Origin of the sequence: Burkholderia cepacia ATCC 25416 (assembly GCF_001411495.1) — a bacterium.
GTDB classification, from domain to species: Bacteria; Pseudomonadota; Gammaproteobacteria; order Burkholderiales; family Burkholderiaceae; genus Burkholderia; species Burkholderia cepacia.
Window position 1 is genome coordinate 103,811 of sequence record NZ_CP012982.1, and the last position, 25,699, is coordinate 129,509.

At 63.2% G+C, this 25,699-nt stretch carries 14 protein-coding genes; 4 read left to right on the top strand and 10 right to left on the bottom strand.

Annotated elements, in window-relative coordinates:
• Positions 1-5: 5 nt before the first annotated feature.
• A complete protein-coding gene (locus tag APZ15_RS17955; protein WP_034196042.1) occupies positions 6-1,397 on the bottom strand; it encodes a sigma-54 dependent transcriptional regulator in 1,392 nt (463 codons plus the stop codon).
• Positions 1,398-2,835: 1,438 nt separating this feature from the next.
• Between APZ15_RS17955 and APZ15_RS17965 the strand changes: the two genes are divergently transcribed.
• From APZ15_RS17965 to APZ15_RS17980, 4 genes are all read left to right on the top strand, one after another.
• Positions 2,836-3,420: a GNAT family N-acetyltransferase gene (locus APZ15_RS17965; RefSeq protein ID WP_027791409.1), complete on the top strand. Its 585-nt coding sequence runs from the start codon at positions 2,836-2,838 to the stop codon at positions 3,418-3,420.
• Positions 3,417-4,988, top strand: a complete 1,572-nt coding sequence (locus APZ15_RS17970; protein ID WP_027791408.1) for a mannose-1-phosphate guanylyltransferase/mannose-6-phosphate isomerase — start codon at positions 3,417-3,419, stop codon at positions 4,986-4,988. Before APZ15_RS17965 ends, APZ15_RS17970 begins: the two co-directional genes overlap by 4 nt.
• Before the next feature lie 453 nt (positions 4,989-5,441).
• Complete coding sequence (locus APZ15_RS17975; protein WP_027791407.1) at positions 5,442-6,590, top strand: glycosyltransferase; 1,149 nt, start codon at positions 5,442-5,444, stop codon at positions 6,588-6,590.
• 174 nt (positions 6,591-6,764) lie between these two features.
• Positions 6,765-7,844, top strand: coding sequence for a glycosyltransferase family 4 protein (locus APZ15_RS17980; protein WP_027791406.1), 1,080 nt, complete (start codon positions 6,765-6,767; stop codon positions 7,842-7,844).
• 262 nt (positions 7,845-8,106) lie between these two features.
• Here the strand turns inward: APZ15_RS17980 and APZ15_RS17985 are convergent, their stop codons facing one another.
• From APZ15_RS17985 to APZ15_RS18025, 9 genes are all read right to left on the bottom strand, one after another.
• Entirely contained in the window at positions 8,107-10,299 is a 2,193-nt protein-coding gene (locus tag APZ15_RS17985) for a GNVR domain-containing protein (RefSeq protein ID WP_226128874.1), read from the bottom strand.
• A 102-nt stretch (positions 10,300-10,401) separates the two neighbouring features.
• Entirely contained in the window at positions 10,402-11,754 is a 1,353-nt protein-coding gene (locus APZ15_RS17990) for a cellulase family glycosylhydrolase (RefSeq protein WP_027791404.1), read from the bottom strand.
• The gene (locus APZ15_RS17995) at positions 11,751-12,962 is read right to left on the bottom strand and encodes a hypothetical protein (protein ID WP_261325234.1); all 1,212 of its coding nucleotides are present in this window, start codon (positions 12,960-12,962) and stop codon (positions 11,751-11,753) included. Before APZ15_RS17995 ends, APZ15_RS17990 begins: the two co-directional genes overlap by 4 nt.
• Before the next feature lie 298 nt (positions 12,963-13,260).
• Entirely contained in the window at positions 13,261-14,514 is a 1,254-nt protein-coding gene (locus tag APZ15_RS18000; RefSeq protein WP_027791402.1) for an oligosaccharide flippase family protein, read from the bottom strand.
• Between the two features lie 38 nt (positions 14,515-14,552).
• Positions 14,553-15,746 (bottom strand): glycosyltransferase, encoded by a 1,194-nt coding sequence (locus APZ15_RS18005; RefSeq protein ID WP_027791401.1) that lies wholly within the window; start codon positions 15,744-15,746, stop codon positions 14,553-14,555.
• A gap of 421 nt (positions 15,747-16,167) precedes the next feature.
• Positions 16,168-17,988, bottom strand: coding sequence for a serine aminopeptidase domain-containing protein (locus APZ15_RS18010; RefSeq protein WP_027791400.1), 1,821 nt, complete (start codon positions 17,986-17,988; stop codon positions 16,168-16,170).
• A 389-nt stretch (positions 17,989-18,377) separates the two neighbouring features.
• Complete coding sequence (locus APZ15_RS18015; protein WP_027791399.1) at positions 18,378-19,562, bottom strand: polysaccharide biosynthesis/export family protein; 1,185 nt, start codon at positions 19,560-19,562, stop codon at positions 18,378-18,380.
• A gap of 523 nt (positions 19,563-20,085) precedes the next feature.
• Entirely contained in the window at positions 20,086-22,476 is a 2,391-nt protein-coding gene (locus APZ15_RS18020) for a hypothetical protein (protein WP_027791398.1), read from the bottom strand.
• Positions 22,477-22,674: 198 nt separating this feature from the next.
• On the bottom strand, positions 22,675-25,104 hold the full coding sequence (locus APZ15_RS18025) for a right-handed parallel beta-helix repeat-containing protein (RefSeq protein ID WP_027791397.1): 2,430 nt from the start codon (positions 25,102-25,104) through the stop codon (positions 22,675-22,677).
• Positions 25,105-25,699 lie beyond the last annotated feature (595 nt).

Sequence of the window (25,699 nt, forward strand, 5' to 3'; positions counted from 1 at the left end):
GAATCTCAGTCGGACGAGCCCGTCCCGCGCGGCCGCTCGATCCCGTATGCCTCCATCCAGCGGTACAGCGTCGCGCGCGACACCCCGAGCTCCCGCGCCGAAGCCGCGACGCGCCCGCGCGTACGCAGCAGCGCCGTTTCGATTGCCTCGCGCTCGATCGACTTGCGGATGTCGGCCACCGACGGCGACGCCGCATCGAGACAGTATTCGAGCTCGAGATCCTGGGCGGTGATCAGGCGTCCTTCCGTCATCACGACCGCGCGGCGCACGCGGTTGATCAGTTCGCGAACGTTGCCGGGCCAGTCGTGCTTGTACAGCGCCGTGATCGCATCCGTCGAGAAGCCGCGTACGCGATGGCGCGCGTCGCCGCGGAAGCGCTCGAGCATGTGATGCGCGAGCAGCTCGATGTCCTTGCCGCGCGCGCGCAGCGGCGGCTGGTCGATGCGCATCACGCACAGCCGGTGGAACAGGTCGGCCCGGAAGCGCCCTTCCTCCATCGCGTCGCGCAGGTCGACGTGCGTCGCCGACACGATCCTGACATCGACCGGCACCGGATCGCTGCCGCCAAGGCGATGGATTGCACGCTCCTGCAGAAAACGCAGCAAGCTTGCCTGGCTCTCGTGCGGCAGGTCGCCGATCTCGTCGAGCAGCAGCGTGCCGCCGTTCGCCGCTTCGACATAGCCGATCTTGCGCGCGTTCGCGCCCGTAAACGCGCCGCGCTCGTAGCCGAACAGTTCGGATTGCAGCAGATGTGGCGGAATGGCGCCGCAGTTGACCGCGACGAACGGGCCGTTGCGGCGCTCCGAATGGCGATGGATCGCGACGGCCGTCAATTCCTTGCCGGTTCCCGTTTCGCCGAACACGAACACCGGTGCGTCCGTGCGCGCGAAGCGCCGCACCGTATCGAACAGCCGCAGCATCGCGCTGCAGGTGCCGACGATGCCTTTCTCTTCGGATTCGAGCCGTTCGCGGTCGCGCGCGAACAGGCATTCCATGCCGTACGCATGGCCAACCGTATCGGCGATCCGCTGGTGCGACGCCGGCAACGTGACGTAATCGAAGCAATAGTCGCGCAACAGCGCGCGCACGTTCGGCGAAGCCGTCTGGCCGACGTCGACGAGTGCGACCCAGACGACGTCGCGCATCGACGCGCAGGTCGACGCAATGCTGCCGATCGCGTCGGCGTGGCCGCCGCTCAGGTCGAGGATGCCGCAGGTGATCTCGCCGGATGTGTCGCGCAGCTCACTCGCCTGCGCGACGATCGACACTTTCCAGTCGCGTCGCGACAATTCCTTTCGCAGCATGACGGACGGCGACTGCGTCCAGTAAATCAGCGGACGCTGCCCGTTACCACTCCCCGCGCCGGCGCTCTTATCGCGCGTTATTGGCATATTCATAACGAACCATCACTTTCTCCACTCCGCGAACCGTTCGCGTGCGCTGCGGCCGGCGGCGCATGGCCGCCTTTCCGCGCTGCGTTTCCGCAGCTTTGGCGAAGATCGAAACTGCACACGGCGAGAACCCCCGGAGGTCGAGCCGGATGTCATCCGGCCTCGTTGTCATCTAACTCGAAGGGAACGCGCGGCTGCGGGAGCCACGACGTTCCCGCTTTGAAGCGCCCCGCCGTCAAGGCGGAGCGCGTCGGCAGACGGGAATGCCGCCGGCATGTGCGTCACGTCGTACACGACAATGGCGCCCGATGCCGAACCGGATGGCCGCCAACCCGCTCCCGGAATGACCGCCGCATTTCATCCGCATCTGAATTTACACCCCGTTTCGAGATGGTCGTGTTACCAAAAGATAATCCTGAATCAACCGGTTACGCGACCTGTCGCACCGCACCACACGTGTTTGTCCACTGAGATTTGATTATCTACGAGCATTCCAGTCAATCAGTGGCAAATACTACTTTTCCGCAAGATGGGGACGGTCGATTGCCTGTGATATTCATCGAAATCCCCTGGAATGGGCGGCACCGCATTTCATTTTCCACATAATCGGGCCCACCGGCGGCAGGCCGCATCGTATCGCGACCGCATGCGGCCTGCCCGTCCTGCTCTTGTCGGTTACATGCCGTAATCAACCACGCCGCGTCGTGCATCCCGTTCCGCTGTGCCGGCGCACGGCGAAACGCCCGCCGCGCACGCCGGTCTTGTTCCGGCGCATCGTCGCGGCCAAGCGTGATGCCGGTCGTGCCGACCGCCGCCTCCCGCAGTGCAGCATGGCGACGCCCGGTTGCGTCACGCCCGTGCACTGCATTCCATCTGTAAGGATGCGGGCCGCCCGTTGTCGCAGTCGGCCATGCCGCACCGCCTGGTCGCCAGCCGCGGCGACGACGCATCGCCGCGGGGGCGCATGCGTGCAAACAATGGCGTGGGGATGAGGGACGCGTGTGCCGCGCGGGCGCGCACGATCCGGAAGGAATTCGACGAGGCTCCACACAGTCTGCCCATGCGATGCAGCCGACCGCGTGCGCGAGGGTGCACCCGGCACCGCCATGCACGATCGCCCCGTCGTGAATGCTCGAAATCTTCAAGTCCTGCCCCGGTTCTTTATTGACGTTCGATGTTGGCTGGCCGCGCATCGAGGCGGGCCGCGACGATGGGTCAATTATGGAAAAGCACCGGCCGCCGCGGTGTGTGCTACCGCACTTTGCGGCGCTCGCGCGGCAGGCCGCGCCGTGCATGCCGTGCCGGCCGCGCGAATCCGGAGCGAGAGTACGCTTTCGAACAGACCGGCGCACGGCGCACCCGGATGATGAGAATCGCCGCACCGCACGGAACGATCGCGTCCGCGCGGCACGGCGTGCCGAAGGCATCACGCGAGGACAGCATCATGGAATGGCATTGTTGTGAATTCGAACATCTGGGCGCCGTCGATCTCTATGCAATCCTGCGCGCGCGCAACGCCGTGCTGGTGGTCGAGGACGCGCACACGCATCTCGACATCGACGGCAAGGACGCGGGCGCGCTGCATGTCTATGCAACCGTACGCGACGGCGACACGATGGAAGTCGCGGCCTATGCACGCATCCTGCCCGGCGACGACATCGACCCGGACGCCGTGATCGACAAGGTGCTGACGAGCGAGCGCCGGCGCGACGACGCTACGCTCGAGCAGCTGATCGGGCGCGCCCTCACCGCCGCGCAGGCGGCATGGCCCGACGCCGCGGTGCGCACGCACGTCCCGGCACCGCGCCAGGCGTTCTACAAGCGTTTCGGATTTCGCAAGGCCTACGGCCCGTATCTCGAACAGGGTGCGCCGTTCGTCGGCCTGGTGCGGCCCAGCGACCGCGCAGCAGGCGCACTGCGCGGCCTGCTGCACCGGGTCGTTTCGGCACACCGGTCGCGCGACGACGACGCACGTGCCGACAGCCGTACACACAACCGGCTGCCCGCCGACACCGGAGCCAATCGATGACCCGCACCCTTCGCCCGGTTCCCGATCCCGACCTGCCGCGCATCCTGCCGGTGATTCTCGCCGGCGGCTCCGGCACCCGGCTGTGGCCGCTGTCGCGCGAGCAGTATCCGAAGCAGTTGATCGAGCTGATTTCGAACGAATCGCCGCTGTCGGCGACAGCGCGCCGCCTGAACGGCATCGCGAACGCGTCGCTCGGCGACACGTTGCTGCTGGTCTGCGGCGAACAGCATCGCGTCATGAGTGCCGCACAGGTGGTCGGTCGCGCGGCGCCCGCCCGCATCCTGCTCGAACCGGCCGCGCGCAACACCGCGCCCGCGCTGACGCTCGCGGCACTCGACGCGAGCCAGCTCGCGGACGATCCCGTGCTCGCGGTGATGCCGGCCGATCACGTGATCACCGACGTCGGCGCGTTCCAGGACGCGATCGCGCGCGCGGCGCGCTACGCGCAGGAAGGGGCGATCGTCACGCTCGGCGTGCTGCCCCGACGCGCGGAGACGGGCTACGGCTACATCCAGGTCGGCGAGCCGCGCACGGGCCGCCACGGTGGCCAGGGCGGCTACGCGATCGGACGCTTCGTCGAAAAACCCGATGCGACACTGGCCGAGCGCTACCTGCAATCCGGCGATTACTGGTGGAACAGCGGGATTTACGTGACGCGCGCATCGGTCTGGCTGAAGGCGATCGGCGCACTCGCACCGGACATCCATGCGGCCTGCGAAACCGCGTGGCGCGCGGGCATCCCCGAGGATCCGTTCTTCCGGATCGATGCGGCGGCCTTCGACACGTGCCCGTCGGACTCGATCGACTACGCGGTGATGGAACGGCTCGCGGAACGCGGCGAACTCGGCATCGAAGGCATCGTGGTGCCGCTCGCGGCCGGCTGGTCGGATGTCGGCACCTGGGATGCGATCTGGGAAATCATGCCGAAGGACGATCACGGCAACGTCGCGCGCGGCCCGATCGTGTTCGAGGACACGCAGGACAGCCTCGTGCGTTCGGAGGGCCGCCTGATCGCGTGCGTCGGGATGAAGGACGTCGTCGTGATCGAGACGCCCGATGCCGTGCTGGTCGCGAACAAGCACGACGTGCAGCGCGTGAAGAACATCGTCGAGCGCCTGAAGACCGACCGGCGCCCGCAGGCACGCGAGCACCGCAAGGTGCAGCGGCCGTGGGGGCACTACGATTCGATCGATCTCGGCCAGCGCTTCCAGGTGAAGCGGATCGTCGTCGAGCCCGGCAAGCGGCTGTCGCTTCAGATGCACTATCACCGCGCCGAGCACTGGATCGTCGTGCGCGGCACCGCGAAGGTGACGCGTGGCAGCGAGACGTTCCTGCTGTGCGAGAACGAGTCGACGTACATCGCGGTCGGCGAAGTGCATCGCCTCGAGAATCCCGGCCGGATTCCGCTCGAAATCATCGAAGTGCAATCGGGCGACTATCTCGGCGAGGACGATATCGTTCGGTTCGACGATCAGTATGGGCGGGCGGTCGAGGCACGGGCGGCGCAATCGGTTCCGATTGCGTCACAGAAAACGCACGTGCCAACGGCCGCACCGGACGTCGCTTGACAAGCATGTGTCGACCACGCCACCACGTGCGTAGAAAACCGATGCGCGGCCACCCACGCTTCACTCGCCCAATGTAAGCCATCGCACCCAGCACGTCGTGCGTGCGTAGCACAATGCTTCAGACACGTGGCGTCACGCGTCCTCGAATGCGCGACCGTCGTTGCATGACGTGTATCGTCCGATCGCGTTCAACGGTGGAGACGCGTTTCGCGCTCTCGCCATGTCGGCGCTTGATCGACCGGATCGAGCCCGCGGCAAAGTCGACATATCGCGCGCCTGAGCAAGGTAGAACGGATAAGGATAGACCGGTTCGATTACATCCAGTCACTTAGTCATACATATCTTTTCGATGTATTCCATCAACCGAATTGAATGCCGTCGACGTGGCGGCCCGTCAGATATTCGATTTTGCGGTCGACCGCGCAGTATCCGGTCGAACAGGCAGGCCAGAAGATGACCACCCAAAGAATCGTTCATATTGTCGAAGCGTTTGGCGGGGGCGTGCTTTCGATGCTCGTCCATCTCGCCAATCACGCAGCGGCAACGGGCGTCGATGTGACCGTTTTGCATTCCATTCGTCCCGAAACGCCGGACGATTTCCAGGCGCTCTTCCGGCCCGACGTCAAACTCGTCCACGTCGGCATGGCTCGCGAAGTCAGTGTCAGGAACGATCTGATCGGTTTGCGCGTGCTGGTCCAATACTTGCGCGAATGCCGTCCGACGGTGATCCATCTTCATTCGTCGAAGGCTGGTGTACTGGGGCGGGCCGCGGCAAGAATTGCCGCGCCTGCCGCAAAGGTGCTCTATTCCCCGCATGGTCTCTCGTTTTTGCGCTGCGATGTTTCCCGCGCGAAACAGTTCGCCTACCTGAGTTTCGAGCGAGCGGCAGCCCTCCTCGGCGGAACCATTGTCGCCTGCTCGGACAGCGAACTCAGAGAGATCAAGGGAAGAATTCGGGCGAAATCGGCGGTGCTGGTGGAGAACGGCGTCAACGTCGCCGAGATTCCTTCGCGCCGTGCGCGTGACGATCGCAAGATTGCGATCGGAATGAGCGGTCGCGCGTCGTTCCAGAAAAATCATCAAGCCTTCGTGCAACTGGCATCCGAACTGCACGCCCCCGACGTCGAGTTTCTCTGGATTGGCGGTGACGCAGCCGAAATTCCGGATCCCCGTGACAGTCGGGCAATCGTCTGCAGCGGCTGGGTGACGCGTTCGCGCGCACTCGAGCTGACGTCCGGGCTGGACATCTACGTCCAGACCTCCCGATGGGAAGGCATGCCGGTGGCGCTGATCGAGGCCCAGGTGGCCGGCCTGCCCGCCGTGGTGACGGACGTCGTCGGCAACCGCGACGTGGTCATTCACGGCGTAACCGGATACGTCGCGTCAAGTGTCGACGAGATGGTGCGGTATGTCGCGCTGCTCCGCGACGACCGGCAGCTCCGGGAACAAATGGGGGAATCGGCCCGAAAGTTCGCGCTCCATCGGTTCTCGATGCAGTCCATCTTCAGGCAGTGGCATTCCCTCTACGGATTGAATGTGCACCCGCGTCGCGCCGACGCCCGGTATTTCGAGCATGCCGCGCCGGAGCACGTCAAGGCCTGACGGTTTGCAGACATCGGGAAACGTGCGCGTCGGCCCCGACAGCAATGCACTCGCCATATTGCCCGCTCGGCCTTCAGCAATCGAACCGATGCGCCCCATGAACGCGATACCGGCGCCGCTGTTCAGCATGATGCGCACGCGCCCCGGCTGCGCCTCGATTTCACCGGATTTGACATGAGCAACCCCAAAGAACCCAGGAAACTCGTCTACAATGGCCGTTTCGCCACTCAGAAAACGACAGGAGTACAACGCGTCGCGCGCGAGTTGATCGCTGCACTTGCCCGGACGCGGCCGCAAGACTCCGTCACGCTCCTGGTTCCCCCACATACCGACGCTGTGGTGAGCGGCACGAAGACGGTCAAGGTCGGTTTCGCCAAGGGCGTGATCTGGGAACAACTGGTCCTTCCGCTTTTTGCACGCCGCGACCGCATCGTCAACCTGAGCAATTCCGGTTCCATTTTCCGTGGCAACCAGATCATCTATATGCACGATGCCGCGGTGTTCGACACCCCCGCGCACTTCTCCCGCCCATTCCGGGCGTGGTATCGGATCATGTTCTGGATTTTGGCGCGCACTTCCGTTTGCGTGTTGACCAACTCCAGCTTCTCGCGCGATCGCCTGGCCCACCACTGTGGCGTTTCAACCGACAAAATCAGCGTCGTGCCACTGGGGGCAGACCATCTCGACGCACTGAAACCCGACCCGAGCGTATTGAAGGAGCATGCGCTCACGCCGGGCCGGTTCGTGTTGGCGGTCAGCAGCATGAACCCCACCAAGAACTTCCGCCGGCTGATCGAGGCGTTTCGTCAAATCGACGACCCATCGGTGGATCTCGTCATCGTCGGCATGCGCAATGCCGCCGTGTTCGGCACGCAGGACGATATTTCCGCGCCTGAACCGAACATCAAGTACGCCGGGTATATTAGCGACGAAAAGCTGAAGGCGCTGTATCAGCATGCGGCCTGCTTCCTTTATCCGTCGATCTACGAGGGGTTCGGCATACCGCCTCTCGAGGCGATGCGATACGGTTGCCCGACCCTGGTGGGACGATCGGCGGCATTGCCGGAAGTCTGCGCCGATGCTGCACTCTATTGCGACCCCTACTCGTCGAACGACATCGCGGAAAAACTGCGCAATCTGCTCGACTCCGCCGAACTCCGGGAGGATCTGAAACACCGGGGATCCGTTCACGCCAAGCAATACAGCTGGAGCAAGAGCGCCGAAATCATGACCCGAATATTCGACGGGCTTTAAGGCAGTCGACGCGCATCGTCGAGCGCACGCGAACGGCCTGTCGCCGGCGCGAGTCGAGCCCGATCAAATCCGTGCCGCTTCGACGTTCATGGCGAATGGGTGGCCGCCACAAGCCCGCAAGCGCTCGTCCACGTCTACCACCGCCCCTGCGATGCAGTTATCGATCGTGGTAAACCGCATCAGCCGTACGGCGTTGCAACGCGAGCCTTCCCCCGCTACACCGGTGCCGCAACAATAATCCGCGACACCGGGCTTCCCGACATTACACACGCTGGCGCTCGGTCGGGCGAACCGGAAAACCACGCGTCCGCACGCGTTCGACGACCGGCCGAGGCGATCCCTTGTATGTATTGAACACGTACCCCGTGATGTCGCCACCGATGCTTCGCAACCTCGACAACGCGGTCTCGACGTCGGCTGCGCGTGTCATGCCGCTGCGCGACACAAGGACGTGCGCGTCGCACTTCACGCCGACGATGCCGAGCGCATCGTTGTTCGGCAGCAGCGGCGGCCCGTCGATGACGACGAAGTCGTATTGCTCGCGCATCGCCAGGATGAGTGTCATGAAGCCGGATCCTTCCAGCAACTCGCCGGGTGACGTCTTGACCGGAGCACCCGCCGGCATGATCGACAGGTGGCTGCCCGCGACGGGCAGCGTCACAGTATCGGGCGACACCGAGCCGTCGAGCACCTGCGCGAGGCCCGGCCCCCCGGCCATCGACGAAACACGCAAGTCGGCGTTGATCAGCAGCACGCTGGCGTTCGTTCCCGCCAACAGATACGCCAGATTCGACGACACGAAACTGCAGCCGACGCCCGCCGTCACCCCCGTGAGCAGCAGGACCTTGCCACGCTCGCTGTCATCGCCATGCGCCGCGAGCGCGGCCTTCAGGCTCGCTCGCAATGCACGCACGGATTCGATACCCGCATCGTCGGGATGTGCCGCGGCCAACGGCAACGCGGTCGGGCGCGACCCGCCGGGCAGCGCTGCCAACGCCGGCGACGACGCCACGATCGCGAGACAGGGGCTATCGGTCAACTTGGCCAGCGCGGCCGGTGAATGCAGTTCACGCCGGTACAGCGACAGCAGATGCACGCTCGTCAGTGCAAAGAACACCCCAGCCAACAGTGCGCCAAGCACGACTATGCCCCGCTTGGGCCAGACCGGCCGGAACGGCGCAACCGCCCAGTCGACGGCCGTCACGCCCGGCGACGCGCTGGAAATGGTGAGCTCGAGCTGCTGCGCGTTGGTCAGCACACTCGTGTAGAGCTGCGTCGCAATCGTCACCTGGCGTGACAACCGCACGAATTCGCGCTGCGTCGTGGGCAATCTGGCCGCCGTTGCGCTCGTGTCACGGATCTCGCGCTTCACCTGGTCAAGCTGCGATTGCACGGTCTGGTACTGGAAGCTCTTTGGCAGAAAGCGCTGTCTGACGTCGTCCAGCGAGATCTGTAACGCGGTCTGGTGTTCTGCTAGCGTGTTGAGGCGGGTGATCAGCGCGGCGCCTTGCTGATCGACGTCGATCGCACCATTTTGCGTCCGGTACCGGTTCAGATCGTCCTCGGCCTTCTGCAAGTCCTGCTTCAGGACCGGCAGCCGCTGGCGCAGCGAGTCGAGATTGCGTCGTGCACGATCGGTTCGAAACGCGAGATCACGCTGCAGATACTGCTGCACGATCGCGTTGACCATGTTCGTCGCTTCCCGCGCGCTATCCGCCTGGTAGCTGAGCCGAATCATCGAAGGCGACTCCAGGGTCGAGTCGCGGTTCGGCACGACCGTCTTCAGATGCTTCGATACGTTTTCGTATACGAGCGGCTCCGGCTGCTTGCGCACCGTGAATGCGATACCCGGGCGCGCGCGCAGCACATCGACGCGCAACCGGCCGGCCGTACTTTCGCCGGGCAGCCGGAACGGCACCGTTTCACCGACCTTGCCGTGCGCGAGCGTACGGCTGTCGTCGTCCTGGAGCGTCCAGGTGTTCGCGTCGTCCGCGACGATCCTGAATCGATCGCCAAGCGCATTCGCCGGAATCGAGAATTCACCGATGTCGAGCCGCTCGCCGCCCCACGCGTAACCGGTCAGCCCGAGCGGTGCCGGCGCGAGCGCGTCGTCCGCATCGAAGCGCGACGCAACGAATGAGCCGATCACCGGAAACCGGCTTGCGTTGCGGATATCCAGATCGGCACCGGTCGCATCGATCGCGCTGTCGATGACTGCGCGCGAAATCAGCATCTCGCTTTCGTCTGAGGCAGACGGCGATGCTGCGATCGTTCCGGAGACGTCCGAGAGCGAACTGATCGACGAACCGGGTTTGGTCTGGACGCGCAGCAGTGCTTCGGCGCGATACTGCGGCGTGGCCAGTAGCGCGTATAGCACGCCCGCGACGAACGTGACGCCGATCGTTGCGAAGAACAGGCGGCGGTGCCGCATGACGGCTTGCCAAAGCTGCGTCATCCCGGATTCGTCCGGTGCCCGCTGCGGGGCCTGGATGTTTCGTGCGTTGGATATCATGTTTGTTTTCTGAATGAGGCGACCGTTTTCGATCCTGCTTGCCGGCTATCGGCCAGTCGCCGAGACGATGAACACCGGGCCCTGCTCTTCGCGTAGTGTCAGCCGACGCCCAGTGATGTCGAGCGACGCTCCATAAAGGTCGGATGCGAACGTACCGGCAACGGGCAACTGCGACAGGTCGACGTCGACCGCTTTGTCGTTTCCATAGCACCAGACCACGTATTTCACGACGCCTTCGGCACGCAACTGCAGGACGGCGAAGCGGCGGACCGGATCGAGAAACAGTCGTGCGGCGCGGGCGTTCGCGGTAAACGAGAACAGATGGCGAACCGCGACGTACGCCGGCAGCGGTGTGTTGTCGGCGTCCAGCAAGCCGAAGTTGTGCTCCATGTTCTTCGGGTCGCGGCCATCGTTGCGCATGTCGTAGTAGGCGGTGAGCCCGATCTGCGCGATCCAGTCGACCAGCAGGCGCCGCACCGCGTAGCGCGCCTGGCGTTCACGCGCGACTGGATCGTGACCGTCACGCGTGTGCGACACGTACTTGTATGCATAGGTCGGATACGACCACTCAGTGGCCCAGATCGCGGGAACCGTGCGATAGGTGGCGAGATCGCGCGCTAGCGCGGCATAGTCGCCCAGCGCAGTCTCCGGCGCATTCTGCCGATACGGATGCACGCTGACCGCGTCGGGTGCGGGCTGCGACGCGCTGCCGATATCGCCGACTGCACGGATGAAGGTCACGTCCACCTGCTGAACGCCCCCAGTCGCAACGACTGCATCCGGATTCGAGGCCTTGACCGCCCGGACGGTCGCTTCCAGCAGGTTCCGGTACGCGGCCGGCGAAGGCGGCGCGAGCCAGTAGTCCTTGTGATCCTGCTCATTCCAGACTTCGAAGCGTACGGGCTGATCGCGATAGTGCCTCGCGGCCTGGGTCGCATACTCGGCGAATGCGTCGATCTGTGCGGACGACGTCGGCGGCTGCTTGGGCGCGTATCGTGGATGCCCGTAGCCGAGGATGAACAGCGCCCCCAACCGGCGCGCGCGCAGGTTGGCGACGAGTGCATCGTAGCGCGAGAAATCCCAGCCTCTCGGCGTTTCCACCGAATCCCAGAACAGGTCGGTACGGACGAACGAGAATCCGGCGTCTCGTACCGCGTCGAGCAGCGCCGGATCGTCGATCTGGTGAATCGCTACCCCCGAATTCGCGCGCGTGTCGAAAAAGCGCGGGAGGGCGACGAACGGCAGCGCCGTCATTTGTGTCGCGTTCGGCAGGACGACAGCCGGTTCGTCCGAGCCCGCGGAATTCGACGCCGTCGATATGACGACGACCCAGAGCAGCGCGCTTGCGAACCACCTCGCCCAGCGCCTCGCGCGTGCGGAATGAACAGCCGTGCTCATTGAATGCCCGCCCAGTTCACCGCACGCTCCGGCGCGTCGCGACCGGTTAGACACTCGCGGCCGGCATGCATGGTCAGCGTGCGAATCGCGAGGCCCGTGAAAAGCAGACAGCCAAGCGCTTCGAAGATGTCGGTCGTCACGCCGCTCAACAACACGAAGAGCAGCATCAGCCATGCACGCGGGTCGTCGGCACGACTTGCAAGCACGCGCTGTACGAATACGAGCATGACGAGCATGGCCCCCACCACACCGAAATTCGCGACGACATAGAGCGCCGCATTATCGGAGTAGCCGGTATTGAAGCCGAAATCGGCCGTATAGTACGCCGTCGCGGAACCGAAGCCACCGGGCCCGACACCGAACCAGAGCAGGTTTGCGTTCGCCATACCGTCGAGCAGCTTTGGCCAGGTGTTCAACAACCGGTCCTGCATCGAAGCGAGCGATCCCGTATCGGGGACTCCAACGTTGGTCGTCGCAGCGATCACCCATCCCGCGACAGGCAATACGATCACCAGTACCGTCAGGACGATACAGGCGCGCCTCAGGCCTGTCGTTTTCAGCGTGGCGAAACAGAGCAACACGAGCGAGAGTGCAATGAGTGTCGTCTTGTTGGTCGTGGCCCAGATGGCGGCGGCCGACATGACGAGCAGCACCACGGTCGCCATCGCATGGCGCAGGCGCGGGACGAGCCACGCGGTCAGCAGGCCGATCACGAGGCCGGTCGTCGCGCTGCTTCGACCGAACCCGGGCAAGCGTGGAACGGTACCGACGTAATTGGACGAAGCAAGCTGCACATTGACGCCGTCGACGTCGATGCTCCCGCCCACCCACGGCAGGTGCACCAACCCGTTGAGCATGACGCCGGCGCAGCATGCCGTCGTCAACACGATGAACGCGAACCGGATCGGGTTCGACTCGAGCATGTCAAGCGCGCCGGGCGGCATGAGAAGCACGAACAGCAACGGCGCGACCGTCCAGACCCAGAAACACGCGGCCACGAGACTGACGCCGTTCGCGAGCGAAACGCACAGTTGCACGGCCAGGTAACTTCCGACGAGCAGCGTATCGATACGCGGTCGAATCACGAGGCCAAGCACGATGCAGCCGACCATCATCGCCTTGGGCAGATAGCCAAGCATCGAAATGCCAGCGAGCGACGTGTAGTAGCGAATCGCGCCGGAAAAGACCTCGCTCGCGATCGCGATCATGAATGTGGCGGCCCAGAGCCGGTTAATCGATCGGTTTCCGTTCATGATGCTGGATACACCTGTTTTCGAGCGGAGCGACGCGAAGGCGTGGCGCGCGACGTGGTTCGCGCAATCCGCCCCGTGCGAATCGCGCCGATCAGGCGCAGCGAAGCGTCGCCGGCCTGCGCTCACGTCAGGCCAGTATAGGCGGGCGCAATCCGACGAAACGTTCGACACCTCACACTTTCCGTACCTGCGGCATGGCCGGTTCTCGCCACGGCCCTGCCCCCTGCGTCGTGTGTTCATGGCGCGAATCGCGTCAACCCGAACGCACCGATATATCGACGACGCCGACCCGTTCGCGACGGAGGACATACGCAAGCGCGGCAGCGACGGCCGTTTCCGTGATCAACACCGCGATAGCCGCACCCCGCTCCGCAAACAGCATGGCAAGGGGCGGCAGCAACGTCACATTCAGCATGCCGGATGAAATCAGGATGATGCTGAAGGCGCGCTTCATGCCGAGTGGCAGCATCGTTTGAACGCCGAACAGATCCGTCATGCATGCCATGAACGGCACGAGCGCCAGGCAATGCAGTACGCCAATCGTCGGCGCGAATGAGCTGCCATACAGAATCCGGACAGCGATCGGCGCGCACGCGTAGATAACGGCCGACATGGCCAGGACGAGCGCCCCCTGCATGACGATCAGCTTGCGCAGGAACGCGAATGCCTCGTCGCGCGCGTGATGCATCAGATAGGTAATGTGTGGATAGGTCGATGCCCGAAGCGGCTGCAACAGGCCGACCGCTGCCCGGATCAGTTTGTCACCTGCAGCGAAATAGCCGGCGGCGACGTTACCCGAGACGATACTCAGCAGCACGGTATTGGTCGACGCGTAGAACGAGATCGACGTCGACGCGAGGAACACCTGAAAACCGCCTTGCAGCGCAGTAACGATATCGGCAAACCGCACGCGTACCCCTTCGATCTCGCGCTGAAAGAAGAGATAGGCAAGCAAGGTGATCCCGCACAGCAACGGTACCGCCGCGTTGATCGCGACGGCGGGCAGGAGATCGTCCGGCGTGCGAACCCACAGGAAGAAGGCGGCGACACTGAGCGCACGGTACACGACTACCGTGACGCTGTACACGCTCAACCGCTGGATTCCCTGGAAATACCAGCCTGGTGTCAGCGCGGCACCGATCGCCATCCCGAACCCGATGAGCAGTGCCGTGCGCTCCGCCGCGAAATGCGGAATCAGCATCGTTAGCGCGATGAGCACGGCGAAGCCGGCAACGGTAATCAGCCACTGGGCGCAAACCGTCGTCCAGAAGATGCGTGATCGCTCCCCCCTGTCCTTCGCGAGCGCAACACGCGGCGTTGCAGTCAGGTCGAAACTGTAATTCGCGAGGTTGATGAAGTACGTTGCAACCGCAAGCACGAACGACAGCGTTCCGTATTGTTGCGGGCCGAGCACGCGCGTCAGCAGCGGCAACGTGACGAGCGGTATGACATAGGTCGAGATTTGCAGCGAAAACAACAACGCAAAGTTTTTTCGGACGGCGGTCATCGTGCTTTCCGGGCTGAATATGAACAGTGCACCGACCGTCAATGTGCCCACGTGCGCGGGCTGTCCCTACCGAGACCGAGTACGGCGTACAGCGACGACGCATAGCAGTCGACCGAGTAACGCGCCCAGTCGTAGCGTCGTTTCTCGCTGTCGAGGTGCGCACGCAGTTCGGCCAGTGCGCGCGCGAAGCCGTCAGGCGTATTCCGGTAGCGAATCTTGTTGCCGATCTCGTCGCCGAAGGTCGACAGGCTCCCGATGTCGTGCACGAGCGCCGGCAGGCCGAGCACCGCGGCTTCGACGATGACGAGGGGCGCGTTCTCTACCCAGATCGACGGCAACACGAGCGCATCGTGCATGGGCAGTGCGGCGAACAATGTGTCGTGATCGAGACGTCCTGCGAAACGCAACCGCCCCGATTCGACGAGTGCCGCGTACTGTTGTTCCAGGTTGCCGCGTTCCGATCCGTCACCGTAGACAGTGAGCGACGCAATCGCATCGCCTGCCGATTCGGTCATTCGCGCAAGGAACTGCGCAAGGCCCTTGTCCGGTTCCACGCGACCGACGAACGCGAGATCGAGACGATCGCCCTTCGCCGGCTTCGGCGCGCGGGGCACCAGCGTGGCGTCGATCGGGTTCGGCACCAGCGTGGCAGGCGTTCGACCGGACCGCGCAATCAGGTCCCGCATGAAGGGGCTTGGACAGAGGATCTCGTCGAACAGGCTGATCGGGTCGAACAGCGCCTTGACCGCATGCCAGTGCAACTTCTTCCCGAGGTCGTGAAGAAAACCGCGCGGACTGGCCGTGAGCGCAAGACGCCGGACGCGCCACAGCTCGTCCGGAGACAACGGCCGCGCCGTTCCCCGGCAATAGACCATCAGGCTCGGGTTGTAGAACAACAGATGGTAGTCGTGCGCGGTCAGGTACAAGCCACATCCCGACCGCCGCTTGTAGCGCGCCAGCACAGGCAGGATCGCGCTCGACAACAGGTTGTGATAGTTGTGCACGAGGATCCGTTGCGGACGAAATCGCTCGAGCAGCGTGACGAGCGCACGTGCAGCGGCTGGCGACCACGCACGCGAACGCCGGCTGTCTTCGACATCGGGGAGCGTGTGCTCGTCGAAGGTTTCGACCACTACGTCGTCGCGGGCGCGCAGCACGTCAACCGATACCCGATATACCTCTTCGGCCCCGCCCCTGCGAACGAAGTCATTGATGATCAACACACGCGTCACGACAGGCCTCAACGGACGTCGTACCGTGAACGCGACGCGTCGTCACGGTCCTCGTACGCGGGAAGCGGCCCGGTTCGCCCTTTTCGCGGGCGCGTACTAAGCCATCCGGCATGCGCGGCCCGCAGCTCGCAGCATGTGCTCGTGTTTCGGCATTCGTGGCAATTTCGTTGCATCGGTATTCCTGAACGGCCTCGTGGCGCCGCCCCCTCACAGGCGCGACGACACGAGAAATGGACACCGCCACGATAGTGTTTCGGACGTCCGGGATCTGTTCGCACGATTACTTACGGGCGGTTTCAAACGGGCGTCCCGACGCATCGAGGCGTGTTACGTCCCCGGCACCGCCCCTCTGCCAGACGTTCAGCCCTCCGCAAATTGCCGACTCCACCGCGTTTGCGTCGGTTCGGCGCACGCCGACGTGCTATTGGATCGCTCGTTTCGTCTTCGTTTCCGCTTTCGGTTTCGGTTTCGGTTTCGCGATGGTGCCGGCGCTGACGGCTGGCACTGCCGGCGCATGCCAGCCGGTCAGCAACGCAGTACATCGATCGATCACGTATTGCGCGGCAGCCGTGCCGCGCAGCGAGTGATCGAGCGCATCCTGAGTGTCGATCGATACATTCGGCAAGTGCGCGAACGCACCGCTGGACGCCGAGCCGAAATTCCGGACTACGACGTCGACGCCCGCGTCGAACGTACCGTAGATCAGATGCGTCTGGATGCCGCGCGCAGACATGTCACGCAGCAAGCCACGGGGGGTGTCCTTGCCGCCCCCCCGGCCGACACGCTCCATGAAGCGCCTGACCGGTACGCTCATGACATCCGCTACGAAGCGGATAAGCGCGCGCAATACGGGACGCAGGTCGCGACCCTCGGCCAGCAGGCGGCGCCACTTGTCGAGATTGCGCAACGATGCGGCATAGCCGCGCATCGAATTGGTCTGGTTATTGACGGCATTCGTGAGCGTCTGCCCGCGCGGCCAGATGAAAACCGGGAGATTGACCGCTATCACGCCGGCCAGGGGCGCCCGCGCGGCCGCATGAAGCGATGCGTACGCCCCGGAGCAGATCCCGAACGCAACGATCTTGTGGTGTCCCGCTTCTTTCAGCCAGCGCGCGGCGGCAACCACGTCGCCAACCGCCTGGTCCGAGTACGGAATGTCCGTCTGGTCGTCACGCGCACGCTCACTGCTGTCGCCGATGCCGCTCGAATCGAATCGCAGGCTGCGGATACCCCGCGCCGCGAGCGACCGTGCCAGTCGAACGGCAAGCCGTCCGTCGGCAATGCGTGGATTGGCGGCCGTATTGGCGATCAGCAGTGTGGGTGCACCGATGCATAGCCTGTCGCCGGCCGGTTCGCTCAACACGCCGACCAGTTGTTGCGGGCCGACACGTATCAAATGTTCGACGCTGCCCTTGCCCGCCGGTACGACGCCTGATACCGGACGTGGCGCACGGACGCGTACGACCGTATCCGCACCGTCTTCGATCCAGTTCGCGATCGTATCGGGAAGCGCATCGGGCAGCCGCGACCAGAGCGGTTCGCGCATCGCGACCGCCCAATCCTGACACGTATGAACGCTCGCCGCGACACCGCGCGCCTGCAGTGCGTCCGACAACGTGGCGCTGTCGCCATATGGCGCATCGACGAGCAACGCGCGTGCCGGCAACGTGCGCATGTTCGCCGCAGCGTGGCTCAGGTCGATGCGCCGGAGTGCGTCGACGAGATCGTCGGGATACGCGTGACCGAGTACATTGAACGGCCGTTCGTCGCGCACCGCATCCCGTACGGTCGGCGGCACATTATCGAGCCAACGTTGTGCGACGAGGGAAAGCTCGCGTACGTAGCTGCGGCCACGCACGACCGGCGCAATTGCGACGAAACGCGTGAGCCGTGGCATGCCATCGGCTGCGAGGAGCGCCAACGCCGCGCCGGCGCGTATGCCGACGAGCGTCAGGCTGTCTGGCGCTACCCGCTCGTGCAGCGTGCGAACGGACTGCCGGATGCTCTCGAGCATGCGCTCGAAGCGATCCGCGTCCTGTTCGTCGCCGAGCGAATCACCGCTCGCAGGATAGTGAAAGCGCAGCACCGGAAAGCCACGATCCGCGAGATGCTCGGCGAGTGAGCGTACCAGTTTATGAAGCCAGAGCGCCTCGTGGCCGAGCGGTTCGCAAATCACGATGCCATGGGATCGGTTACCCTCGTGAAGCCAGCCGACGCATCCATCGAACTGGATGGGTGTCATGGTTTGGTCCTTGTTTTAAGTGTCTGACAGGCCGGATTTCAATGCGTGCTTGCCGCAGGCCATGGGGCAAGTGGTCGATCGCTACTCGCCTGAACGAAGGAACGCGCACGCCTGACGTGTGAGCGTTCGCCGCGGACCACCCCGATCCGCCTGCGCTTCGTCGTTGAGACTGCTTCCGAGAATGTCCTTCATTCGCATTCCGTCATATCGCCATTTTTCACGCCGGATGACCTCGATGCGTCGGGCAGACGGCCCCGCTCGAATGTCTACGGGTAGTAGACCATCCATTTCTGACGTATTGCGTACGTCACATTACATTTTCAATACATTTCGCCGCACTCCGCTCGGAGCGGGCCGGAACATCGCGACGGTGGCATCCGAAACGCGCTTCACGGCGTAACGGCGCGGGCGGTCAGCGCTCCCTGCGCCGCAGACGGAATCAGCAGGTTCACGACACGGCTCCAGCGCACCAGCGATGACGCGTCGACGAATACGACATCGCGACGCTCAAGCGCGAACTGGTCGGCAAGCGCGTACGATGCTGGTGCACTCCCGTCCAGGTGATAGACCAGCGGCCGGTTGCCGGGCCCGCGGCGCACCACGTAAATCTGCCGCGCGTCCGACGTGTATTGGCTCACGCCACCCGTGTCGCCGAGCGCTTCGCCCAGGCTCATTCGCCCATCGGTCAATGTCAGCGTCGCCGGGCGCGACACCTCGCCAAGCACGAACACCTTCGCTTCGCTCGTCGCACGCACGCGCACCAGGTCGCCGTCGCGCAGCAGGATGTTCGACGGATTCACACCGGCCGCAATCATCGCCGGCAGGCTCACGTTTACCGTCTTGCCGCTGCGCGTCACCGTGACTTGCGACCGATCGGCCGCGGTCGTGAAGCCGCCTGCGCGATCGATCGCCTCGGGCAGCGTCATCGGCATGTCGTTGACGATCTGCAACCCGGGCGTGCGAACTTCGCCGTCGAGATACACGCGCTTGCTGCGATACGCCTGGATGCGCAGTGCAATCTGCGGCTTGCGCACATATTCGCCGAGTCGCCTGGTCAGCGCCGTGCGCGCCTCCGCTTCGGTCATCCCGGCGACATGCACGAGGCCGGCATACGCGAATTGCACGTTACCGCTCGCGTCGACCGTGTAGCCCGCCGCGACCGAGTTGGTACCGACGTTGTCGCCATTCGTCGCCTGGGCCGCCGGCAGATTCAGTTCGGGGTGATCCCATACGACGATGTTCAGCACGTCGCCGGGACCGATGACGTACGCCTTCGGCGTGCCGAACAGGTGCCGGACTTCGGCGTCGACACTGGCAGAACGCGTGGCGTGCTGCTGCTCGACGAATGCCGGCGTGATCTCGATCAAGTCCGCGCTTGACACGTTCTGTACGCCGTCGAGGCCGCCCGCGCCCGACGCGGCGACACCCACGCTTGCATTCGCGTCGCGTTCGGCCGGCGCGCGGTACGTCATGCCAGGCGCAAATGCACATGCGCTCAGCGCACACACGGTCACCGCCGCCGCGAACAGTCGCGGTGAACCGAGCCTCGATCTGGTTTGTGTAGTAGTTGACATCGCGTCTTTCCAAACTGTGCTGGAACCCGCCGACATGACGGATTGCCGCATTACGATTGCCGGTGCGACTCGCATTGCATTGCCGCGCGGCCCTTGCATCGCACGTCGGCCGCACGTCGATCCGTACAGGTCATCATGAGCGATACCATGTCGCGCTCGTCTGCAGCCGGTCGGCCGGCGCACCCCATGCCACCTGCATCGCAGCGTCAATCGTCGCCTGATATGCCCCCGCGCACCACGCGCCGACACCGCCTTGCCGGTCGTGCCAGAGTACTCACGCGCTGATACCTGATTGAACACTGTCCGGCACCGCGTGTATGTGAGCAACCTCACCGAAAGCCAATCTTCATACAAGCATCCGATCGCCCCAGACGATCACGCCCCGCTACGCTGACCACACCACCGGAAATCGTCGCCCGGCCACCGCAAGCTCGGTCGCCGGATCCGTCGTTGCAAAAAAAGCGCACCGATCGGTGCGCGTTGCCGTGGACGGCCGAGTCACAAAGTCACCATGACGGTCTTGTCAGCCGCTACACCATTTGTTCAGTGTCGCGTCGAAAGTCAAGGTCAGAACCTGACCGGTCGCCATGACGACGTTGGCCCCGGTTGCTGTCTGGATGTTCGCGTTGTTCGCAATCGTGCAGTTCCCGTTGGTCGCAACGATCTTGATCGACTGACCGTCAATCCCGCCGACAAGGTTTGTCAGCGTCGTCGGCAACGCATAGTTCGCCGTCAGCTTGCTGATTCCGGTCACACTCGGCGTCGAACTTGTGCCGACGAAGCCATTTGCCCAGACCGCTATCGCATTGCCGGCGCTGTCGGCCGTCGGCACACCGTAGCTGTACCGAACGAGCCCGGTTGCATTCTCGATGTGAAACTGCCAGGGCCACATTTGCAGAAGGCGCCCGCTTGCCCATGCGCTATTGACTGCGCGCCCGTAGCGGTCTTCCGGAATATATTTGTAGCGACCGGCGACACCGTTGCCTTGCGAAGCGTCGACGCAGATCTTCGAGAAGTATTCACCGGCCGGGATATACGAGGTATTGGATGAAGACGGCGTAAACGTATAGCTGTCCGTTCCTGCCGTCACGCTTCCGGAACGCGTAATGGTGCCGGTGATCCCGAAGATCGTCGCCAGTGTCGTGTCGCCGGTCCCGTTGACGGCATTCACCGGCATGAAGATCGACAGGTTCGGCGTCGTACCGAACGACCAGCCCGGAATCGCCACGGCACCCGTACCGGTCAGCACCAGGGCCGCGGTGATTTGCTGGAACACGCTGTCGGTCTCGCAATCGATTCTCAGATTGTATGGGCTCTCGGTGGCGATAAAGACCGCTTCAGCACATCCGAAGTAATTCCTGAACCTGATCGTGTTATAGCCGACGTTCCCGACGATCACGCCCTTGACCGTCTTCGGGAATGCAAAGGTGAATTCGTTGTCGGTCGGATAAACATTGAAATTCGGGTTCGGCAGAATCTCGGCCGCATAGTCGTTGCGCGCACTCAACGGGAAGTTGATGTCGAACAGGCAGTTGGTGACCTGTCCGATGACACTGAACATGCGCCCTCCGCTCAGGCCCATCGTCGTCATGCGATCATGCAGCACGATGTTGCGCGCCTGGATACCGTACAGCGGAAAGCCGGTGTTCGACGTGCGCCGGTCCTGCACGGCGAACGCCGTGCCGTAACTGAAGATGATGTCGATATTGTTCAGGTTGAACAGGTTCGACGAATCGGATCCGGCGGCGGCCGGACTGTCGTCAAGATAGATGCCAAGGCTGGGCGTGTTCGTCGACACGTCGCCGCAATGCCTGATCTTCATCGTATCCAGATTGACTTCGCGTACGTTGGCGCGCGCTTGCGTCGATCCGCTTCCGGTATCCATCCACAGCACACCGCCGCCCCGGAAATACAGGCAGTTCACGTGCGCGACGTCGAGCCAGTCCACGTTGCCTTGCAAAACCAATCCATGTTGAAGCGACGTGCACGCGCGATTGCCCTGAAGGGTAAAGTCACGCAGCACGCAACCGGCCAGGACGGCCGTGTTGGATGTCCAGGATACGTTGCCTGTTTGCGGGAGGTCCGTCGCTTCGTTATTGAAACCCGCGTTCAGTACTGTCAGGCATTGACCGCTGACCCCGGCGCCAAACTGGATGATCGAGGTACGCGCCGAATGCCCGAACAAGGCGATCGGTTTCGTGATCGCGGGCAGCGCGGTACCCGAATAGTAGACCCCGGCAGGAAGATCCCCTTTGACCGGCCAGATGGTCATCAGGTAGTTCAACCACGCCGTCAGGGCCGGGCCGTCGTCGCTGCCGTAGACCACATTCGCCGCCGTGGCGGAAGCACCGGCTGCTTTCGCGAGCGTCACTTGTGTTGCGCTGACGAATGCCGCAATCGTCGTGGAAACCACAAGCGTCGCGACGCCGCTTGCATTGGTCGTCGCAATATCGATACGCTTGCCGACGTCCGCCGCCGTGAACGCGGCCGACGCCGACGAAATCGCCGTCGACCCCGACGTCGTCACACCATCGTTGACGATCCTCGTATTTCCCTTCGCGCCGAAGTATTTGGCGCTGACCGGCAAATTGGCAGGCAGCGCCGCCGGCAGATCAATCCATACCTGCGTGGTACCTGCTGCAAGATTGACGACGGACCCGCCGTTGCTCGAGGCCAACACGGTGGTACGCGACAGTGTGTTCCCGCTCGCGTTGTATGTGCCGATTCCGATCTCCCAGTTGCCACTCGGGGTACCGGCACCGGTCACGGCCTGCAACCCGTAATAGAAGGTATCGGCATTTGCACAAACGGACGAGAACGAACGGAATCCGGTCATTGCACCCGCCAGAGAGAGCGCCCCCGTACCGGTGGTCGTCGTCGTTTCCTGAACACGATCCTGAAGCTGGAATGCCATATCGATCCTCGACATGCGGTTGATGAATACGCTTGATGAACGTTGACGAAAACGTTGAATGCGGCCTACCGAGTGGCGCATTTGTTTCGAACCTCTCTAAGCTGTCTCAGGCGAGTTATGCGGCCGTCCCACCGATCCGTCGGATCGGCATGATCCCGGCTTGCCGTCCCCGCCCGGATTTCGACGCGAGGACGCGCGTTACTGCCCCAGTCTCGGAATCATCGTGACGCTCGGCGCCACGCTAAAGGTGACCGTCATCGCATCACCGGGCTTGAGATCGATCAACCCGTTCGTCAATCCGCACGCATGGGACGCTTGCCCGTTTCGGGATACGCCGATCGACGACACGGTGCCGCCTTCGACCGACAGGCTGACCGCACTCGGGTAACTGTTCGCGAACGTCCACGGTGACGTACCCACCGCCTGCGGAACCGGTATCAGTTGCACGCCGAAACCGACAAAACCGTTTTGCGCGATGTTGTCTTCGCTCCACGACGTGTAGGCCCACGAGTTCGACGAGATCAGCGCGTCGATTGCACGGGGATAATTGACCGGCTGGGCCATATAGTTTCCCCGCAACTTGAGCGACGCCCCGGCCGCGAGCGCCCCGACCGTGATGAGGCGAGCAAAGCCGTTGCAGCAGCCGATATTCTCACCAGTATTGCCGCTGATCTCCGTGAACGACGCGCAGGATCCATCCACGTAGATTCCGTCCTTCGAGATGCCGGACAATTGGTTCTTCGAGACGATGCACCCTCGCGTGTTGTACAGCGTGATTCCGGAAACGGCGCTGAGTCCGCCGGTTCCGGTGAACGTGATTGACGCGCCACTGGCGATTCCGCTACCCGTGAAATTGCTGGACAGTGTCACGGTCGGGCCATTTCCGTTACCGGAAACCGACGTCACGTAAGCGCCGACCGGGATATTCGTTCCGGATACACCTTGCCCCACGGCACAGCCGCGTGCCGAAGGGTACGGCGTAAACGTCAGCGTGTTGGTTCCAGCCGCCGCCGCGGCCGAGGTCTTGATCGTCTGAGTCGTCATGCAGACCATCGGGGTAAAGACGATGGAAGCACCGCTCGCCACGGTGCCGGTCGTCGCCTTGCTCAGCGTGACGGAATTCGCCGTCACGCCGGTCACGAAGGTTCCGGCCGCGATGTTGGCCCCGCTGACACCCTGCCCGATCGACACACCTGTCGTTTCGTTTCCGGGCGACCCGAAACCGTAGTTGTCGTTGCAGGCGACACCCGTCGTCGTGGCGAACGTCAACGATGTCGCACCGTTCAGGGCCGCCGCGGTGGTCGGGATCGTCGAACCGAACAGGCCGACACCGGAAAAGATCACGGTCCCGCCGCTCGGCACGGTCGCACTGCGGTTCAGCGTCACAGTCGATACGCCTGCCGATACGACCGTGCCGATCGGTACGCTTGTCGACCCGTCGAAATACCAGGCCATCATGCCGACAGCGACGCCGGGGGTATTGGCAAAGTTCAGCGTCGTCGATGCGGACGTCGCGCCGATCGTCGTCAACGGGAAACCGTTCTTGTTGTTCGGGTCCCACGCATTAGTGATCGTGTTCTGCGAAATGTTGACGTGGATGTTGCTTCCGGCCGGCTGCCACAGTCCGATCGGCGTTCCCGCGGCGTTCTTGATCGTGTTGTTGACGATCGTGATGTTCGAGTTATTGAATCCGGCCGTCGCGGTCACGACCAATGCCCCATAACCGAGCGGCCCGTTTGGCGAATTGACGATAGCACCGATATTGGATTGCACGCCGCACGTATCCAGAACGTTGTTGGCGACCGTCACATTGTTGTTGCCGTAAGACTGGTAGATGCTCGTCAACTCCGACGCGACATAAATACCGGCCGCCATAGGGTTATAGATCTGGTTATCGGTCACCGTGATGTCTTGCGCCCCGACAATCGCTATGCCCCGCGCGTATTTGGTTCCAACAACCCGGTTGTTTGCGATCGTGACGCGGCAGGGCCGAACACCCTCGTTGAAATAGCCCACCACCGCAAACGCGTCATCACCGCCGTTGATCACTTCATTGTTCGTGATGGTGATGTCCGAACTGGCCTTCGTGACATGGATGCCGTCATGCCAGACGTCGAGCAGGGTATTGCCGAACACCTTGCCGTTGACGCAACTGCGCATGATCGCGCCACCGCCGGCCGAGTTGTTGAACTTGCATCCCGAAATCTCGAACTGGCTGCAATCCAGCAGGTTGAGTGAACCTGCGTTCTCGTCCGGATAGTACGCGGTCGAATTCTTCGAAAAGAATTGCAGATCCCTGATTTTGAAATGACTGGCGTTGCGCCAGTAAATCACCGAATTTTCGCCTTGCGGTGTCGTGCACTGCAGGATCGAATCCCAACCGGCTCCCACGATCGACGCCGTTGCAGTCAGCGTATTGCTGTACAGGTAAGTTCCCGGCGGAAAGTACAGCGGGATCCCGGCGTTGAGCGCCACCTGGAGTGCCGCCGTGTCGTCGGTCACGCCGTCTCCCATCACCCCGAACCGCCTCACGCTCATCGGGAGATCGACCAGTTCCTGCAGTAGCGGTCGGGCGGTCAGGCCCGTTGCGTTACCCACAACATATGTAGCCGGAAATTCTGCTGTCATTCACGCGCTCCGTATCGTCGCAATTCAATCTCGATGCAAAAACATCAAGAAAACGGGGGAATTCGAAGGGAACGCCCGTGCACGATCGTTCGTACGCCCCTATTCCAGAATAGAAGCGGCATACCCGACCAGAATAGAAGCGGCATACCCGACGAACAGTGCGCAACATGACCGAAGCCCGGTTCGATGCATACGCAACGAACCGGCGCACCCGCGCCGCAGCATGACTCTCGCACGCGCTTGCCCCGGGTACTTCTTACCCGATCGCACACCCCCGTCGGGAACGATGACCGCTTTTCCACCCCGCCGCGCGGCCCTGCCCGATAAAGATCGTACGTATCGGTAGAAACACCGATGCTGTAGTCAAACTACATTCATACCATTAGTCGCTGCAGAGAATCGCTACATCCGATTCGGCAGTGCCGGGCGGCCTGCGCGTCGCCGCCCGCGTTGACCGGTCGAGCCCAACCGGCCGTAACGATTCCCCGCCCGGCCTGGCATGCCGACGCGCAACCACCCTGCATCGCCAGCCGAATGCGTCCGGTGCGAATCCACCGGACGAGCGCAGCTCCAGACATCATCCGAACAATCGGCA

Bases quoted from the DNA above. Each gene is read 5' to 3' on its own strand.
- APZ15_RS17955 (WP_034196042.1), bottom strand. From the start codon at position 1,397: ATGAATATGCCAATAACGCGCGATAAGAGCGCCGGCGCGGGGAGTGGT.
- APZ15_RS17965 (WP_027791409.1), top strand. From the start codon at position 2,836: ATGGAATGGCATTGTTGTGAATTCGAACATCTGGGCGCCGTCGATCTC.
- APZ15_RS17970 (WP_027791408.1), top strand. From the start codon at position 3,417: ATGACCCGCACCCTTCGCCCGGTTCCCGATCCCGACCTGCCGCGCATC.
- APZ15_RS17975 (WP_027791407.1), top strand. From the start codon at position 5,442: ATGACCACCCAAAGAATCGTTCATATTGTCGAAGCGTTTGGCGGGGGC.
- APZ15_RS17980 (WP_027791406.1), top strand. From the start codon at position 6,765: ATGAGCAACCCCAAAGAACCCAGGAAACTCGTCTACAATGGCCGTTTC.
- APZ15_RS17985 (WP_226128874.1), bottom strand. From the start codon at position 10,299: ATGACGCAGCTTTGGCAAGCCGTCATGCGGCACCGCCGCCTGTTCTTC.
- APZ15_RS17990 (WP_027791404.1), bottom strand. From the start codon at position 11,754: ATGAGCACGGCTGTTCATTCCGCACGCGCGAGGCGCTGGGCGAGGTGG.
- APZ15_RS17995 (WP_261325234.1), bottom strand. From the start codon at position 12,962: ATGATCGCGATCGCGAGCGAGGTCTTTTCCGGCGCGATTCGCTACTAC.
- APZ15_RS18000 (WP_027791402.1), bottom strand. From the start codon at position 14,514: ATGACCGCCGTCCGAAAAAACTTTGCGTTGTTGTTTTCGCTGCAAATC.
- APZ15_RS18010 (WP_027791400.1), bottom strand. From the start codon at position 17,988: ATGACACCCATCCAGTTCGATGGATGCGTCGGCTGGCTTCACGAGGGT.
- APZ15_RS18015 (WP_027791399.1), bottom strand. From the start codon at position 19,562: ATGTCAACTACTACACAAACCAGATCGAGGCTCGGTTCACCGCGACTG.
- APZ15_RS18020 (WP_027791398.1), bottom strand. From the start codon at position 22,476: ATGGCATTCCAGCTTCAGGATCGTGTTCAGGAAACGACGACGACCACC.
- APZ15_RS18025 (WP_027791397.1), bottom strand. From the start codon at position 25,104: ATGACAGCAGAATTTCCGGCTACATATGTTGTGGGTAACGCAACGGGC.